At 27.7% G+C, this 16,150-nt stretch carries 14 protein-coding genes; 10 read left to right on the top strand and 4 right to left on the bottom strand.

Annotated elements, in window-relative coordinates; all coding sequences use genetic code 11:
* The first annotated feature begins 147 nt into the window (after positions 1 to 147).
* Positions 148 to 1,650, top strand: coding sequence for a carboxypeptidase-like regulatory domain-containing protein (locus BW723_RS13215; protein WP_068360163.1), 1,503 nt, complete (start codon positions 148 to 150; stop codon positions 1,648 to 1,650).
* Between the two features lie 54 nt (positions 1,651 to 1,704).
* Here BW723_RS13215 and BW723_RS13210 read toward each other — a convergent pair whose 3' ends face one another.
* Positions 1,705 to 2,055, bottom strand: coding sequence for a 4Fe-4S dicluster domain-containing protein (locus BW723_RS13210; protein ID WP_068360164.1), 351 nt, complete (start codon positions 2,053 to 2,055; stop codon positions 1,705 to 1,707).
* A 70-nt stretch (positions 2,056 to 2,125) separates the two neighbouring features.
* Here BW723_RS13210 and BW723_RS13205 point away from each other — a divergent pair, with 70 nt between their 5' ends.
* The 9 genes from BW723_RS13205 to BW723_RS13165 all read left to right on the top strand — a co-directional run bounded on the left by BW723_RS13205 (position 2,126) and on the right by BW723_RS13165 (position 11,647).
* Positions 2,126 to 3,187 carry an acyl-CoA reductase gene (locus BW723_RS13205; RefSeq protein ID WP_068360165.1) on the top strand — a complete coding sequence of 354 codons (1,062 nt, stop codon included), beginning with the start codon at positions 2,126 to 2,128 and terminating at the stop codon, positions 3,185 to 3,187.
* Positions 3,188 to 3,256: 69 nt separating this feature from the next.
* Complete coding sequence (gene serC, locus BW723_RS13200) at positions 3,257 to 4,321, top strand: 3-phosphoserine/phosphohydroxythreonine transaminase (RefSeq protein ID WP_068360167.1); 1,065 nt, start codon at positions 3,257 to 3,259, stop codon at positions 4,319 to 4,321.
* 80 nt (positions 4,322 to 4,401) lie between these two features.
* Positions 4,402 to 5,352: a D-2-hydroxyacid dehydrogenase gene (locus tag BW723_RS13195; protein ID WP_068360169.1), complete on the top strand. Its 951-nt coding sequence runs from the start codon at positions 4,402 to 4,404 to the stop codon at positions 5,350 to 5,352.
* 89 nt (positions 5,353 to 5,441) lie between these two features.
* Entirely contained in the window at positions 5,442 to 6,101 is a 660-nt protein-coding gene (locus BW723_RS13190; protein WP_068360171.1) for a YggS family pyridoxal phosphate-dependent enzyme, read from the top strand.
* Positions 6,102 to 6,129: 28 nt separating this feature from the next.
* Complete coding sequence (locus tag BW723_RS13185) at positions 6,130 to 7,209, top strand: exonuclease domain-containing protein (protein WP_068360173.1); 1,080 nt, start codon at positions 6,130 to 6,132, stop codon at positions 7,207 to 7,209.
* Between the two features lie 3 nt (positions 7,210 to 7,212).
* Complete coding sequence (locus BW723_RS13180; protein WP_068360176.1) at positions 7,213 to 9,162, top strand: hypothetical protein; 1,950 nt, start codon at positions 7,213 to 7,215, stop codon at positions 9,160 to 9,162.
* A 56-nt stretch (positions 9,163 to 9,218) separates the two neighbouring features.
* Positions 9,219 to 9,749: an RNA polymerase sigma factor gene (locus BW723_RS13175; protein WP_068360178.1), complete on the top strand. Its 531-nt coding sequence runs from the start codon at positions 9,219 to 9,221 to the stop codon at positions 9,747 to 9,749.
* A 3-nt stretch (positions 9,750 to 9,752) separates the two neighbouring features.
* Positions 9,753 to 10,535 (top strand): anti-sigma factor, encoded by a 783-nt coding sequence (locus BW723_RS13170; protein ID WP_068360180.1) that lies wholly within the window; start codon positions 9,753 to 9,755, stop codon positions 10,533 to 10,535.
* A gap of 197 nt (positions 10,536 to 10,732) precedes the next feature.
* Positions 10,733 to 11,647, top strand: coding sequence for an NAD(P)/FAD-dependent oxidoreductase (locus BW723_RS13165; RefSeq protein ID WP_068360181.1), 915 nt, complete (start codon positions 10,733 to 10,735; stop codon positions 11,645 to 11,647).
* Between the two features lie 229 nt (positions 11,648 to 11,876).
* Here the strand turns inward: BW723_RS13165 and BW723_RS13160 are convergent, their stop codons facing one another.
* The 3 genes from BW723_RS13160 to BW723_RS18070 form a co-directional block, all read right to left on the bottom strand.
* Entirely contained in the window at positions 11,877 to 14,105 is a 2,229-nt protein-coding gene (locus BW723_RS13160) for a TonB-dependent receptor (protein ID WP_068360183.1), read from the bottom strand.
* A 21-nt stretch (positions 14,106 to 14,126) separates the two neighbouring features.
* Entirely contained in the window at positions 14,127 to 15,422 is a 1,296-nt protein-coding gene (locus tag BW723_RS13155; RefSeq protein WP_068360185.1) for a tetratricopeptide repeat protein, read from the bottom strand.
* A 143-nt stretch (positions 15,423 to 15,565) separates the two neighbouring features.
* On the bottom strand, positions 15,566 to 16,120 hold the full coding sequence (locus BW723_RS18070; RefSeq protein ID WP_068360186.1) for a DUF4331 family protein: 555 nt from the start codon (positions 16,118 to 16,120) through the stop codon (positions 15,566 to 15,568).
* Between the last annotated feature and the right edge of the window lie 30 nt (positions 16,121 to 16,150).

The raw sequence follows: 16,150 nt of genomic DNA, 5'->3' as shown, positions 1-16,150 counted from the left end.
ATATTATGTATTATAAACGCTTTTAACTTAATTTAAGATAAATGTTCATAATTTTTTCAGAATGCAAATATAATACTTTGTTAAAGTTATATGTTGATTTATTTTGAATTCTCTAATTAATTATTTTTCCAAAAAAAACAACCAAACATGATTAAAAAATTACTCTTCATTACTTTATTAATTTCTGTTACATTTAATTTTAATGCTCAAGTTATTAAAGGAAAAATCAGCAATCAAATTTCTTCTAAACCTATATTTGGAGCTGCTATATTAACCAATTTAAATACAGGTACTCAAACAAATAAGCTAGGAGAATATGAAATAGATATAAAAAATATAAAAACAATTACATTTTCTTGTTTAGGTTATATTTCAAAAACAATTTCTGTATCCGATTTAAAAAAGAAAAAATTTAAAGTTTTTTTAATTGAAAACATAAATCAATTAGATGAAATTCAACTGAATTTATCCACAATAAATTTAGATTCTCTTTTGATAAAAACAGAAAATAGTATGCAAAAAAACAGCATTTCTGGCCCAATAAAAAGTCAGTTTTATACAAGAGAATTTTCTGAAATCAATTTTAAAAATTTAGAATTAGAATTAGAAAAAAGCACATTATTAAATAAAAAATCACGAAAATTAGCAGAAAAAGAATTGACTGATTATGCTACAAAATTAAAAGAAAGTTACCCAAAGGTAATTACTGAATATGTTGGCGTATTAAAATCTCAAAAAAAATATTCTGAAAAATGGAAAAGAGACTTTAATTACACCAAAATAGATACTGTTCAAGGAATTACACTTCTAAATAATAACAAAAACATTACTATAGAAACTGCTCAAAAAGACTTACAAAACATTGTTTTAAAACACTTAGATACCAATAAAACGTATAAAATTAGTTCTGGTTTGTTTAAAATTGAAGATTCACTTTCTTTAAAAGAAATTATAAAAGAGACAGATTCTTTAGCAACCGACAATAGTTATATAGTAAACAACGCTTCTTACTATTATAATGATGCCATTAGGAATTCTGTTTTTTTTAAAATTGATAATAAAAATAATTTTTTAAGCAAAAAATATTACAAACACATTTTAGGTAAAAATGAGTTTTTAGGAGATAAATTATATTACACTGTTAATTTTGAGCCTAGAAAATCGAAATCAAAATTTAGTGGAAAAATTGTTATCGATCCAAAAGATTATACCATTGCAAAAGTTTCTTACTCTTATGCTGAAGGAAAAAAAGGGCAAAGCTTAAATTTAAAATGGCTATTAGGCATTAAAGCTTCTGAAGATTTAAATAAGGTGGATATATATTATGAAAAAAATAAAAATAATAAGGTTTATACAGCTTACTATAAAGAAACTTTGGGTAATTATGCCTATGTACATAGACCTATAAAATTTAAAGAAAACTCTAAACAAAAAGAAAAAGTAAAATTTGATTTAAAAATAGAGGTTAATGTTTTAACAACAAAAGAAGTTTTAATATCTAGTAGTTATGTTATAGAAGAATTTACAGTTAAACCCAAAAAGAAAAATGAACCTCTAAAAAGAGCAACTTATATTTCTCTAGATGATTATGAAAAATCAGATTGGAAAAATAGACAATTAGTAAATCTTTATCTTAAAAAATGGAAATAAAAAAAATCCTGAACAAAATTGTTCAGGATTTTTTATTGAATTAAATCTTATTATTTATTCATTGTGCATAAATGCTTGTTTTTCTAATAAAAACTCTTCAGTTTCTACAACATCTTCATCTGGCACACAACAATCTACAGGACATACTGCAGCACATTGTGGCTCATCGTGAAAACCTTTACATTCTGTACATTTATCTGGAACAATGTAGTAAATTTCATCTGAAACTGGTTCTTGATCTTCGTCTGCATTAGCTGCTTTTCCTCCTGGCAAAACAATATCACCACTTAAATCTGTACCATCAGAATATTTCCAATCGTCTGCACCTTCGTAAATTGCTGTATTAGGACATTCTGGTTCGCAAGCCCCACAATTTATACATTCATCTGTTATTATAATTGCCATAATTTTCTTTTCTGTTTTTGTACCTTTGCTTTTGCAAAAATAAAGCCAAAATTATAGACAACCAAAATAAATGAATAGTATTCAAAATAGAATTACTGCATTTGCAAAATTAGGCCACTTTTTAAGTCAATTTTCTGTTGATAAAATAGAAAAACAAGATAATATTGAAAATAATGAAATCTTTTTTGATGGTTTTTTACATCAAATTAAATTAGCACAAGAAAAAAACTCTTGGTTTACTAAAGATAACATTCTATTTAGCTTACATAGTTGGTCTAAAAGCTTAACAAAAAACAATTTAATTGATTTTGCACAAAGTGTAAATTTAGAACAAATTCAATCTAAAAAAGTGGCCATAATAATGGCTGGTAACATTCCATTAGTTGGTTTTCACGATTTTTTATCCGTATTAATTTCTGGGCATTCTGTGTTAGTGAAACAATCTTCTAACGATAAACATTTATTACCTTTTTTAGCAAAGTATCTAGAATATGCAGATGAAAGTTTTAAAGGTAAAATTACATTTACAGAAGAAAAGTTAACCGATTTTGATGCTGTAATTGCAACAGGTAGTAACAATACTGCTCGTTATTTTGAGTTTTATTTTAAAAATAAGCCTAATATCATCAGAAAAAGTAGAAATTCTGTGGCTGTAATTACTGGGAAAGAAACTATTGAAGATTTTGAAAATTTATCTAACGATGTTTTTCAATATTTTGGTTTAGGGTGTAGAAGTGTTTCTAAATTATTTGTACCTAAAGATTATAGTTTTGAAACTTTCTTTAACGGAATGTTTCAAAAAAAAGAAATTATCAATAATGCAAAATATGCCAATAATTACGACTATAACAAAGCCGTATATTTAATGAGCGAATTTGATTTATTAGAAAATGGTTTTTTAATGATAAAGGAAGATGAGAGCTACGCATCACCTATTGCTACCATTTTTTATGAGTATTATGATAATGAAATCGATCTTAAAATAAAACTACATCAAGATAGAGAAAAAATTCAGTGTATTGTTGCCAAAAACTTTATAGAAAATGAAGTTGTTTTTGGGCAAACCCAACATCCGCAGTTAACAGATTATGCAGATGGTGTAAATACGTTAGAATTTTTAGCTACCATTTAATAATAATAAACACAAAGTTGATAAAACTTCAACTTTGAAAATTGAATATAAAATTTTGAACATAAGAGTATGAAAAAACATAATTTTAGTGCGGGGCCTTGTATTTTACCACAAGAAGTATTACAAAAAGCATCTGAAGCTATACTAAATTTTAATGATGATAATTTATCGTTAATAGAAATATCTCATAGAAGTAAACCTTTTGTAGCTGTAATGGAAAAAGCGCGTTCTTTGGCTTTAAAATTATTAGGTTTAGAGAATAAAGGTTATAAAGCATTGTTTTTGCAAGGTGGTGCTAGCACTGAGTTTTTAATGGTTGCTTATAACTTATTAAATAAAAAAGCAGCGTATTTAAACACAGGTACTTGGTCTGAAAAGTCTTTAAAAGAAGCAAAATTATTTGGTGAGGTCGTTGAAGTAGCATCATCTAAAGATAAAAAATTCTCATATATACCTAAAGGATTTAATATTCCAGAAGATGCAGATTATTTTCACTGTACAAGTAATAATACAGTTGCTGGTACTCAAATACACGAGTTTCCAGAAACAAATGTTCCTTTGGTTTGTGATATGAGTTCAGATATTTTTTCTCGTCAATTAGATTTTGAAAAGTTCGATTTAATTTATGCTGGTGCTCAAAAAAATATGGGTCCTGCAGGTACAACATTAGTAATCATTAAAGAGGATATTTTAGGTAAAGTAGAAAGAGAAATCCCTTCTATGTTAAACTACCAAGTTCATATAGATAAAGACTCTATGTTTAATACACCTCCAGTATTTGCTGTGTATGTTTCTATGTTAACTTTAGAATGGTTAAAAGATTTAGGTGGTATTCCTTTTATAGAAGAAGTAAACAACAAAAAAGCTGCTTTATTATATACTGAAATAGATAGAAATCCTTTATTTAAAGGAATTGTAGCTAAAGAAGATCGTAGTACAATGAACGCTACTTTTACTTTAGTTGATGAAAAACATAAAGAAACTTTCGATAAACTTTGTGCAGAAGCTGGTATTAACGGAATAAATGGACACAGAAGTGTTGGTGGTTACAGAGCAAGTATGTACAATGCTTTACCTCTTTATAGTGTGCAAGCTTTGGTTGATGTAATGCAAGAGTTAGAAAGAAAAAAGTAACAAAGTAGCAGAGCTACAAAGTTAAAGCTGCAAACCTTAGCAACTTTAAAACTTTGAGGCTATATAATAAAAAATATAGAATGAAAATATTAGCAAATGATGGAATTTCTAAAAGCGGAATAGATGCTTTAGAAAAAGGAGGTTTTGAAGTATTAACAACAAAAGTAGCTCAAAGTCAGTTAGAAAATTATATAAACGAACACAATATAGATGCAATTTTAGTAAGAAGTGCAACACAAGTTAGGCAAGAATTAATAGATGCTTGTCCTTCTCTAAAATTAATTGGACGTGGTGGTGTTGGTATGGATAATATTGATGTAGATTACGCCATAGACAATGGTTTACACGTAATAAACACACCAGCTGCATCTTCAAGTTCTGTTGCAGAATTGGTTTTTTCTCATCTATTTGGTATGGTTCGTTTCTTACATTCATCTAACAGAGAAATGCCTTTAGAAGGAGATACACGTTTTAAAGAATTAAAAAAAGCCTATGCTCAAGGTACAGAGCTAAGAGGTAAAACTTTAGGTATTATAGGTTTTGGTAGAATTGGTCAAGAAGTTGCAAAAATTGGTATAGGTTTAGGTATGAATGTTATTGCAACTGATGAATTAGTAGAAGATGCTGCTATTACTTTAGATTTTTTTAACGGACAAAAAATTAGCTTTCAGATTAATACTATTGATAAAGATGAATTGTTAAAAGAATCCGATTTTATTACATTACACGTTCCTGCTCAAGAAGATTATATTATTTCTGAAGCTGAGTTCGAAAAAATGAAAGACGGAGTTGGTATAGTAAATGCAGCAAGAGGTGGTATTTTAAACGAAGTAGATTTAGTAAAAGCTATAGAAAGTGGTAAAGTACAATTTGCTGGTTTAGATGTTTTTGAAACAGAACCTACACCTGCAGTACAATTATTAATGAATACAGAAATTTCTTTAACACCACATATTGGTGCAGCAACCAAAGAAGCTCAAGACAGAATTGGTTTAGAATTGGCTAAACAAATTGTGGAATTATTAAGATAATTATAAAAACTCTCGATACAATTTTTGATCTAAATTTTTATTTAAATGATAGTATAAAAATTGTATCGAGATTAATTTTAAAGTTATAAATGATAAAGGAAAATTTAGAAAAAATAAAAGCTACTTTGCCAGAAAATGTAACTCTAGTTGCAGTTTCTAAAACAAAGCCTATAGAAGATTTACAGGAGGCTTATAAAACTGGTCAGCGTATTTTTGGAGAAAATAAAATTCAAGAAATGGTTGATAAATATGATGCTTTACCAAAAGACATTAAATGGCATATGATTGGTCATTTACAAAGTAATAAGGTAAAATATATGGCTCATTTTGTTGATTTAATTCACGGAGTTGATAAATTAAAGACTTTAAATGTAATTAACAAAGAAGCTAAAAAACACGATCGAATTATAGATTGTTTACTACAAGCTAAAATTGCCAAAGAAGAGACTAAATTTGGTTTATCTTTTAACGAAATTGAAGCAATTTTATCAGCAAAAGAAACAGCTGCATTAGAAAACATAAACATTGTAGGTTTAATGGGTATGGCTACTTTTACTGATAATAAAAACCAATTAGAAGAAGAATTTTTATCACTTAAAAACTTCTTTAATCAACTAAGAACCAAGCACTCAAAACTTAATATTCTTTCTATGGGAATGAGTGGAGATTATAAATTAGCTATCGAAAATGGTAGCACAATGATAAGAGTTGGTAGCTCAATATTTGGTCATCGTAATTATAATCAGTAAATTTAAAAAAAAATTAAAGAAAAAGAATTTGTACGCTATATTAGATATTGAAACAACTGGTGGTAAATTTAATGAAGAAGGCATTACAGAAATTGCTATTTATAGATTTGATGGCCATGAAGTTGTAGACCAATTTATATCCTTAGTTAATCCTGAAAGAGAAATACAACAATTTGTAGTAAAGCTAACAGGCATCAACAGTAAAATGTTGAAAAACGCTCCTAAATTTTTTGAAGTAGCAAAGAGAATTGTAGAAATTACTAAAGATTGTATTTTGGTGGCTCACAATTCCGCTTTCGATTATCGTATTTTAAAAACTGAATTCCAACGTTTAAGTTTCGATTATCAAAGAAACACTTTATGTACAGTAGAATTAAGCCAAGAATTAATTAAAGATCAACCTTCTTATAGCTTAGGTAAATTAACTAGATCTTTAGGAATACCAATAGCAGACAGACATCGGGCAAATGGAGATGCTTTAGCTACAATTCAGTTATTTAAGTTATTATTAGAAAAAGATACCAAGAAAGAAATCATTCAAAACTCTATTAAATATTTTGATAAAAGAGTTGAAAAAGAAAAATTAAAAACTTTAATTGAAGAAATTCCGAGAGTTTTAGGTATTTACTTCATTCACGATGCCAATGGTAAAGTAATTTTTATTGGGAGAGGGAAAAATATAAAGTCAGAAATAAATAAACTATTTCTAAAAACTACAAGACGTGCTATAAAAATTCAAGAAAGAGCCACTTCTGTTTCTTATAATAAAACCGGTAACGAATTATTTACACGTTTAAAATACTACTTAGCATTAGAAGCTATATCTCCAAAATTCAACTTTAGAAAGAAGTTTAAACTTATTGAAGAAAATTTTAATAATGAGAACTTTTTAATTATTGATAAAGGTAGAGAACTTGAAGAAAATGCTGTTATTCTTATAGAAAACAATACCATTTGTTGTTATGGCTATACCAATTTAGCTTATCAAGAAAATAATATCGATATTCTAAAATCTGTACTTACAACTATCGATAATAAAGAAATTTCTAAAACCATAGTTAAAAACTACTTAGACAAGAATAAAGTTCAGAAAATTATCAGGCTATAAAAAATGAAAAAAATACCTCTAATTCTATTATTAATTGCTACAATAATAGTAAATGCTCAAGCAGAAAAATCATCTAAAATGGGGCAAACTACATTAGGTGAATTAAAAATGAAAACTTACGATAAAGATTCTACTGCAGCTGCTGTTGTTTTGTATGAACATGCTAATGTTTATTTAGATCCAAAGAATGATTATAAGACAAGAACAGATTATTATTTTAGAATAAAAATATTAGATAAATCTGCTTTTGATTTGGCTGATATTACTCTAGAACTATATAAAGAAAAAAAAGTTTTAAATATAAAAGCAATAACATACAATAGTTCTGAAATTGGTTCTTTAAACAGAACACATTTAGCTAAAGATAAAATTTTTGTAGTAAATGAAAACGAATATTGGACAACACATCGTTTTACTTTACCAAACATAAAAGAAGGTTCAGTAATTGAATATTCTTACAGTATTATTTCGCCATATTCTGGTATTTCAGATTGGAATTTTCAAGCTGATATTCCGAAAATTAAAAGTGAATTTGATGCAGCAATTCTTGGAAATTACAAATATAACATTAGAATTGTAGGCTTTTTAAAACTAGATAAAAACGATTCTTCTATTAAAAAAAATTGTATTGATATAGAAGGTTTAGGACCAGGATCTTGTAGAATTTATTCTTTTGGTATAAATGATATACCCGCTTTTAAAGAAGAAGATTATATGTTAAGTAAAAAGAATTATATGTCTCGTATTTCTTTTGATTTAGAAACCTATACAAGTCCAAGAGGAGTAATAGAAAAATATACCACCACTTGGAAAGAAGCAGACAAAAAATTAAAAAAAATATTTTTAAACAATCAAACTTCTAAAAAAAGCTTTTTTAAAAAGAGAATACCAGAAGAAATTTTAACACTAGAAAATAATTTAGAAAAAGCAAAAGGTATTTACACATTTATACAAAATCATTACACTTGGAATGATAAATACTGGAATAATGAAGATGAAAAAGTAAAAAAAGCTTTCGATAACAAAGTTGGTAGTGCTGGTGAAATTAATTTGTCTTTATACAATGCTTTAATTGCTGCAGAAATTCAAGCAGATTTGGTTATACTTTCTACCAGAAAAAACGGAGTTCCAACAAAGCTTTATCCCGTAATTTTTGATTATAACTATGTTATTATAAAAGCAACAATAAACGAAAAAGAATATTTTTTAGATGCTACTGATAAATATTTACCTTTTGGTGAGGTTCCTATTAGAACTTTAAACGGAGAAGCAAGAGTTATCAATTATAAAAAAGAAAGTAGTTGGGTAACTTTAAAACCTAGGTTTAAATCTACTAATAATGTAACTGCCAAATTAACTTTAAGTGAAGATGGAGAGTTCTCGGGTAATTTACTGATTAAAAAACGAGGGTATTCTGCAAAAAAGCAAAGAGAAAAATTAAATCTTTTAACTGAAGATGATTATTTAGAAGAATTTGAAGAAGAAAACCCAGATGTAGAAGTAGATAATTATAGAGTTAATTTTCTTGATGAATTAGATAAACCATTGCAAGAAATTTATGCTATAAATATAATGATGGGAGAAGATTTAAGTAAAAAAACAAGAATAAACCCTTTCTTTTTTGATAGAATGAAAGAAAACCCATTTACTTTAAAAGAAAGATATTATCCTGTAGATTTTGGTTACGCAAGTAAAAATAATTTTTCTTTGAGTTTAGAGATTCCTGATTCTTACAAAATAACACAATTACCTAAAGAAGTCGCTATTTCTCTTCCAAACAATGGAGGTTTATTCGTTTTAAAAATAGTTAAAAAGGAGAATATCATAAATTTATATACGAGAATAAACCTTAATAAAAGCATTTATACATCAGAAGAATATTTTGCTTTAAAAGAGTTTTTTAATCAAATTGTAATAGCTGAAAACTCATATATCACTTTAGAGAAGAAATAGCCTATAAATTATTTCTCCTTATTAATTTTATGCTATTTTAGCTTTTAGTATTATTTATGACTCAAGAACAATTAATTTTACAATTTCAACAAAAGGACATTAAAGCCTATGAAAAACTATACAATATATATTGTGACAGTATTTCTGGAGTTGTAAATAATATTGTTAAGAATGATGATGTTACTCAAGAAATTACCCAAGATGTATTTATAAAAGCCTGGAACAAAGCAGATACTTATTCTGCTAAAAAAGGCCGTTTTTTTACATGGTTACTAAATATTGCACGAAATGCAGCCATAGATTATACACGTTCTAAAAAGTTTAAACAGTCTAAACAAAACCTTAATGCAGATTTTTTCGTAGATATATTAGAAACCAGTAGTAATTTAGATAAATCTACAAATACAATTGGTTTAAAAGAATTTGTTACAAAATTAGGTGATACCTGTAAAGCAGTTATTGAATTATTATATTTTAAAGGTTTTACACAAAAAGAAGCATCAGAAGAATTAGAAATACCTTTGGGTACCATAAAAACTAGAAATAGAGCTTGCATTGGCGAATTGCGCACAATGTTAGGCGTATAAAAAATGAATAGTAAAGATTATATAGCATCTGGAATTTTGGAACTTTATGTTGCAGGTTCACTTTCTGAAAAAGAAAATCAGGAAGTATATGAAGCTATGCAAAAATATCCTGATGTTTTAGCAGAAGTAGAATCCATAGAAAATGCAATTATTCAATTAACAGCTTTAGCTAAAAAAGATGATGCTTATCTATTTGATGACATAAAAAATCAACTAAATGTTGATGATCCTAAGGTGATACCAATTTCGAAACCAACATCAAATTGGAAACAATATTTAGGTTGGGCAGCTGCTTTTATATTGGGTTCAACCTTAATTTTATCAGTATTACAAAATAACAAACTAAAAAGTCAATTGGTTTCTGAAAAAGAATTACTAGAAGCACAAATTGATAGTGCATCCACTAATTTAGCTGCTGCAGAAAAATTAATTGAAATATTTAGAGACAAAGACATCATTTCTGTGCCTTTAGCTGGGCAAACGGTTTCGCCAACATCGTATGCTAAAGTATATTGGGATAAAAAAACAAACTCTATTTATTTAGATGCTAAAGGATTACCAGAACCACCAAAAGGAAAAGTTTACCAAGTTTGGTCTTTAAAACTAAGTCCTTTAACTCCAACAAGTCTGGGTACTTTAGATTCTTTTACTGCTGATGCTAATAAAATATTTACAATTACAAATGCAAACGAATCTGAAGCCTTTGGTATTACTTTAGAGCCTGCAGGTGGTAGCCTCTCTCCTACTTTAGAGCAATTGTATACGTTAGGTGCAGTATCTTCTTAAGTTAAGTATTATCAATTTTACTTTTTAAATTTTAACTTTAATCATCTATAAATAGATTTAATAATATTTCTTATCAAAAAAACTTATTGCAACCAAGTTGCAGTAAGTTTGATTTTACATACTTTTACCAAAAATAAAGAAGTCTTTTATTTTCAATGAAGTAGAAAACTTCTGTAATATTATTTAAAATCAAAATAATGAATGATAAAAAAGAATATGATGTAGTAATAATTGGTGGTAGTTATGCTGGTTTATCTGCTGCAATGGCATTAGGTAGATCTTTAAGAACGGTTTTAATTATTGATAGTGGTAAACCTTGTAACATACAAACACCACATTCACATAACTTTATTACACAAGATGGTGCTACACCAAAAGATATTTTTGAAAAGGCTAAAAATCAGGTGCTAAAATACGATACAGTAGAATTTTTGAATGATTTAGCTATTACAACAACAAAAACAACTGATGTTTTTTTAGTTAATACAAATTCAATTAAAAATATTAAAGCTAAAAAAGTACTTTTTACAACTGGTGTTAAAGATATAATGCCAAATATAAAAGGATTTACTGAATGCTGGGGAATAAGTATTTTACATTGTCCTTATTGCCATGGTTATGAAGTTGCTCATAAAAATTTAGGCATTATTGCTAATGGAAAAACAGCTTTTGAACTTTGTACACTTATCCAAAATTGGTCTAATAAATTAACATTATTTACTAATGGGAAATCAGTATTAACAGAAGAGCAAAGTAATATGATATCAAAATTAAATATTGAAGTTATTGAAAAAGAAATTGAAGAAATCATTCATACTGATGGTAGCATTGAAAACATTTCTTTTAAAAATGGTTCTAAAACTAATATTGATGCTATTTTTTCTAGAGTTCCTTTTGATCAGCATTGTAAAATACCTTTAGAATTAGGATGTAAAACCACAGAACCTGGACATATTGAAGTCGATTTTTTTCAAAAAACAAATATTAAAGGCGTTTATGCTGCTGGTGATAATACATCTCCTTTTAGAGCTGTTTCTTTAGCAACATCTTCTGGTACAATAGCTGGTGCTGCAATAAATAAGGAATTGATAAAAGAAAGTTTACCTTCTTAACAAATACTTACCAATTAAAAATGCCTATTACAAATTGTAATAGGCATTTCATCTAAAATCAAATCAACCAAACTTAATTTATATTTTTATAAGTTTAAAAAATGCCCATTACAATGAAGTAACAGGCACTTCCATCCAACTAAACTAACCAAAAAATAGGTTAATTTCCTTCTATTATTCTTTATATATTTTCTAAGATCTTACTTTATTAATTCTTAATTATATCATACTAAAATTGATATGTAATTGTTGCTTTTGCGAAAAATGGTGTTCCAGGTGTAAAATGTATTTCTTCTACAGAATTTGCTTCATTTTGCAATCTACTTTCTGTTGCAAATTGTGTCTCATTCCAAGCTACATCAAAAAGGTTCTCTACAGCTACACCAAAGGTTATATCATTTACTTTGTAATTAACATTTAAATCACTTACAAAATAACCTTCTGCAATTATGCTATTATCTTCATTTGCAGCTCTATCTCCTAAATATCTATATCTTAAGCCACCTGAAAATTTTCCAAGATTCGAAAAAGATATTCCTCCAGACATCGTAAAATTCGGTGCTAGAGGAATGTAATCTTCTCCAACTATATTTTCTAAACTTTTTGCTTTTGTATAAGTTGCATCAGTATCAAAATAAATATTATCTGTTAATTGATATCTTATTCCTAAATCTACTCCTAAACGTTCAGATTTCCCAGAAGGTTCTACAATACCTGCATCACCTACATACACAAATTCTTCTTCTGAAAGCAAATACCAAAGTGCTGTATTTAAAACCAAATTTTTACTTGGTTTCCATACATTACCCAAATCTACACCATAAGCTCTTGGTAAAACTTTATCAGCATTATGCTGTAAAACAACTCTTGCATCATTAGAATGAAAACCAATTCCTGATTTTAAAAACCATTGTAAATTATCATTTTGAGTGTATAAAAAATTTAACTTCGGATTTACGATTGCCTTGGTTTTACTTAATGTTTCATAAGTTGAACTTAAATTATCATTGTATAAAAACTTAAAATAATCGAACCTTAATGCTGGTGAAACTTTTAAATTACCAAACTCAAATTCAGAGTTAAAAAAAGCATAAGCATTGGTTTGTTGTACGTCTCCAAACTGAATTCTATTTAACAATTCGCTTCTATTTTTTGTGTGCGATAATTCATTGTCTTTAATATTATCGAAACGTAAACCTAAACCTTTCGTAAATTTTGCTTCTACATTTCCATACTCTTTTTCTGAGATGATTTTTGCATTCATCCCATAAATATTTCTATCTTCAAATTGCTTTATTTGATCTCCATTTATAGCATCCTCTAAGAAAAAAGTAAAGTTAGAATACAACTCAAAATTATAATTTGTATAAAATGCATTTGCTTTAAAAATAGATGCATCCTCTAAAGTTTTCTGTAACTGAACATTTATATTAGATCTAGATGTAAAACCACCTTCTGTATCATCTATAGCACCAAAACGTGAAATATTACCATTAGCAACTTCTCTTTCTGGTATTTGTCCAGAAGCATCCCAAGCACTTGTAAAATGTGAGGCTGAAACCGTTAATTTGTCTTTACCATTTAAAAACGTATTGTATTTTGCAAATAAATTTAGTCTATTAAAATTCTGTGGAGACTCAAAAGGACCATCAAACTCAATATATTCTAGAGCTACATAAGCATCATCGTTTTTAGCATTTTCTAGTAAATTGAACATTGCAACAGTTCTAATTGAGTTAAAATCTCCATAACCAACAGAAACCATATTTTTGTTGATGGCTGTTTTTGTTGCAAAATTTACATAACCCGCTGTGTTAAAATCACCTTGGTTTGCATAATAAGGTCCTTTACCAAAATCAATGTTTTTAATGGTTTCTGGTATTACAAAATGTAAATCAGAATAGCCTTGACCATGTGCATGAGAAACCATATTAATTGGCATACCATCAACAGAAAGTGTAATATCTGTTCCATGATCTATATCAAAACCTCTTAAAAAAATCTGTTCTGCTTTTCCTCCTCCAGCATGCTGACCAATAAATAAACCCGGTACTTTTCTTAAAATTTCTTGTGAGTTATTTACAGGATTTAATTGTAAGTCTACTCTTGCAATGGTTTGCAAAGCATTAATTTCTTTACGCAAAACCATTTCTTCTAATTGAAAAGTTTTCGTTTTTAAAATGATGGTAATACCATTTTTTAAATGTTCTGGCATTACTTTTATGGTCTTTTTTTGGTATCCAAGTATACTTACTTGAATGCTACTATTTACGGCTGTTTTATCTAAAGTAAAATTTCCATTTTCATTGGTATGTGTATGTATATTTGATACTTCATTTACAACATAAACATTCTCTAAAGGTTCATTAAAAGGGTCTACAATTTGCCCTTTTATAGTTTGAGCTACAGCTTGCAAACTGAAAGTAAAAAGTAAAATAAAGATTATTCTATATCTCATAATTAAAAAATTTTCGCGAATTTAAATGTTTTTTATCTCATTTTCTGTTAATGGACCTAACTCATAAACACTTTCTAATAATTCTTTTTTCAATTTTCTAGCTTCTAGAATTTTATCATTTTGTTTTAAAATATGTGCTGTGTGTAATAATGCTTCTGGCTCAAAAGTTTTACCTATTACAAAGTTCTCGCTAATTTCTAAAGCTTTTTTAGATTCTCCGTTTTTGTAATAAGCCCAAGCTAATAAATCGTAAGATTGTGTTGTTGGTCTCTCCAAAACTTCTTGTTGGGCAATTTCTATTGCTTCTTTCTTTTTATCGGCATTATCAGCAAATAAAATTACATTGTATTTTGCATACATAGCTCCATATTTATCATCTGAAACAGATGCTAAATATTTTTTAGTTTGCCTTTCTTTTTCTGCAATATTCCCCATAAAATCTGCAATTTCTGACTTTAACAAGAAGTAATCAGGAGAGGTGTTTTCTTTTTGTATTGCATCTAAAATTCTTAAAGCTTCTTCTGGATTTCTTTCATAAGAATACACAATCCATGCAATTCCTTTTTTTGCATAACAGTTATTAGGATTAATAGCTAAAGCATTTAAATAAGCTTTATAAGAATCTTCTATTCTACCTGAATGACCATAATAATCTGCAAGATTTGTGTAATTCCACTGAATTAATGTTTCGTTTTTGGTTGATTTTGCAATTTTTAAAGAACTCTCTAAATATTTAATAGCATTATCTAAATTTCCTAAATGATCATTGTACTTAGACAATCTTATTAAATAATCGAAATTGTTAAGGTTTTTTACTTCGGATAAATATTGATCTACTTTATCATAATCGCCTAATTCTAAATAAACATCTACTAACATAAAATGCGTTTGAGTTAAATTTTCTCCGTTTTTTTCTGCTTTTAAAAGTAGTTCTAAAGCTTCTTGAAAAAGATGTTGAGAAACATAATTTCTAGCCAAACCTCTTAAATAACCAGCGTTATTAAAATTAGTTTTTTGGTTAGCTACTAATAAACTTTCTTCAGCTTTTTTTAGTTGATTAATATTACCTGTTAACTTAAATAATTGAGAATTAGCACTAGCAATTTTAGAATAATAAGGGTATTGATTTGGTGTTTTAGCAAGTTTATTACTCCAGAAGTTTAATTCTTTATTGGCATTATCTAAGTCCATATTTTTATCTACTTCTAAATAAGCTTTATATTCTTCTGGGTTTGTAATTTGTTTGGTTTGGCTTGTTTTGCAACTAATTGTGATAGAAAAAGTTACAAATATTAAAATAAGTTGGATGTATTTCATGATTTGTAGTTTTAAGTTGGTTTTTAATAACTGGCGTATTTTATATACGCCAGTGTTCTATTAGGGGTAATTTCTTTTTAATTGCTTGGGGGAATTTGCGGGGGAACAAATATGGGGGAACAATTAGTTGAAATTTTTAGTTTTTACCAAGGTGAAGCTAAATATGGAAAAGAATCTGAAAATTCTTTATCATTTGAATCTACATTATCATTAGATAAACTAGGGTTTTCAGAAAAATCTTCTCCACCAAAAATCAATAATAATTCTACAGTAATTACATCATCTGCTAAAGCTCTACCTGTTAAAACATTTGTACCATCATAAAAAGTTGTGGTACCATCTAAAGAAACATTTAAAACGTCTGTAGCTAATAAACCTGTAAAAGTTGCAGCGTCTAAACCTAATGCATTTGTATCTCCATCATTTGCATAAGCAGGACTTAAACCTGTTAAATTAGTCTGAAACATAGATTGAAACATTGCTCCTTGCTGAGATGGTATAGTAGTATTAAAAGCGTCTTTACTATCAGAAGAAACAAATACTGTGTTTACAGCTGGTCTACCCATTTGATCTTTTTGCACAAAAGTTCCAGAAAAATCAATTGAAGTTTCCTCCATCATATTATCATCATTATTACAGCTTACCATTAGTAGTGATGCAACTGCGATTGCTATATATTTTATTTTAAAAATTTTCATATTTGTATATTTTAAATTGTTAGTTAGTTT

Origin of the sequence: Polaribacter reichenbachii, from assembly GCF_001975665.1 — a bacterium.
Taxonomy (GTDB): domain Bacteria; phylum Bacteroidota; class Bacteroidia; order Flavobacteriales; family Flavobacteriaceae; genus Polaribacter; species Polaribacter reichenbachii.
The sequence above is the reverse complement of the archived record's forward strand: the minus strand, read 5'-3'. Positions and strand labels throughout refer to the sequence as shown.

Excerpts from the sequence above, each read along its gene's own strand:
- BW723_RS13180 (WP_068360176.1), top strand. The coding sequence starts at position 7,213 with ATGAAAAAAATACCTCTAATTCTATTATTAATTGCTACAATAATAGTA.
- BW723_RS18070 (WP_068360186.1), bottom strand. The coding sequence starts at position 16,120 with ATGAAAATTTTTAAAATAAAATATATAGCAATCGCAGTTGCATCACTA.
- BW723_RS13165 (WP_068360181.1), top strand. The coding sequence starts at position 10,733 with ATGAATGATAAAAAAGAATATGATGTAGTAATAATTGGTGGTAGTTAT.
- BW723_RS13195 (WP_068360169.1), top strand. The coding sequence starts at position 4,402 with ATGAAAATATTAGCAAATGATGGAATTTCTAAAAGCGGAATAGATGCT.
- BW723_RS13210 (WP_068360164.1), bottom strand. The coding sequence starts at position 2,055 with ATGGCAATTATAATAACAGATGAATGTATAAATTGTGGGGCTTGCGAA.
- serC (WP_068360167.1), top strand. The coding sequence starts at position 3,257 with ATGAAAAAACATAATTTTAGTGCGGGGCCTTGTATTTTACCACAAGAA.
- BW723_RS13155 (WP_068360185.1), bottom strand. The coding sequence starts at position 15,422 with ATGAAATACATCCAACTTATTTTAATATTTGTAACTTTTTCTATCACA.
- BW723_RS13190 (WP_068360171.1), top strand. The coding sequence starts at position 5,442 with ATGATAAAGGAAAATTTAGAAAAAATAAAAGCTACTTTGCCAGAAAAT.
- BW723_RS13160 (WP_068360183.1), bottom strand. The coding sequence starts at position 14,105 with ATGAGATATAGAATAATCTTTATTTTACTTTTTACTTTCAGTTTGCAA.
- BW723_RS13175 (WP_068360178.1), top strand. The coding sequence starts at position 9,219 with ATGACTCAAGAACAATTAATTTTACAATTTCAACAAAAGGACATTAAA.
- BW723_RS13170 (WP_068360180.1), top strand. The coding sequence starts at position 9,753 with ATGAATAGTAAAGATTATATAGCATCTGGAATTTTGGAACTTTATGTT.
- BW723_RS13215 (WP_068360163.1), top strand. The coding sequence starts at position 148 with ATGATTAAAAAATTACTCTTCATTACTTTATTAATTTCTGTTACATTT.
- BW723_RS13205 (WP_068360165.1), top strand. The coding sequence starts at position 2,126 with ATGAATAGTATTCAAAATAGAATTACTGCATTTGCAAAATTAGGCCAC.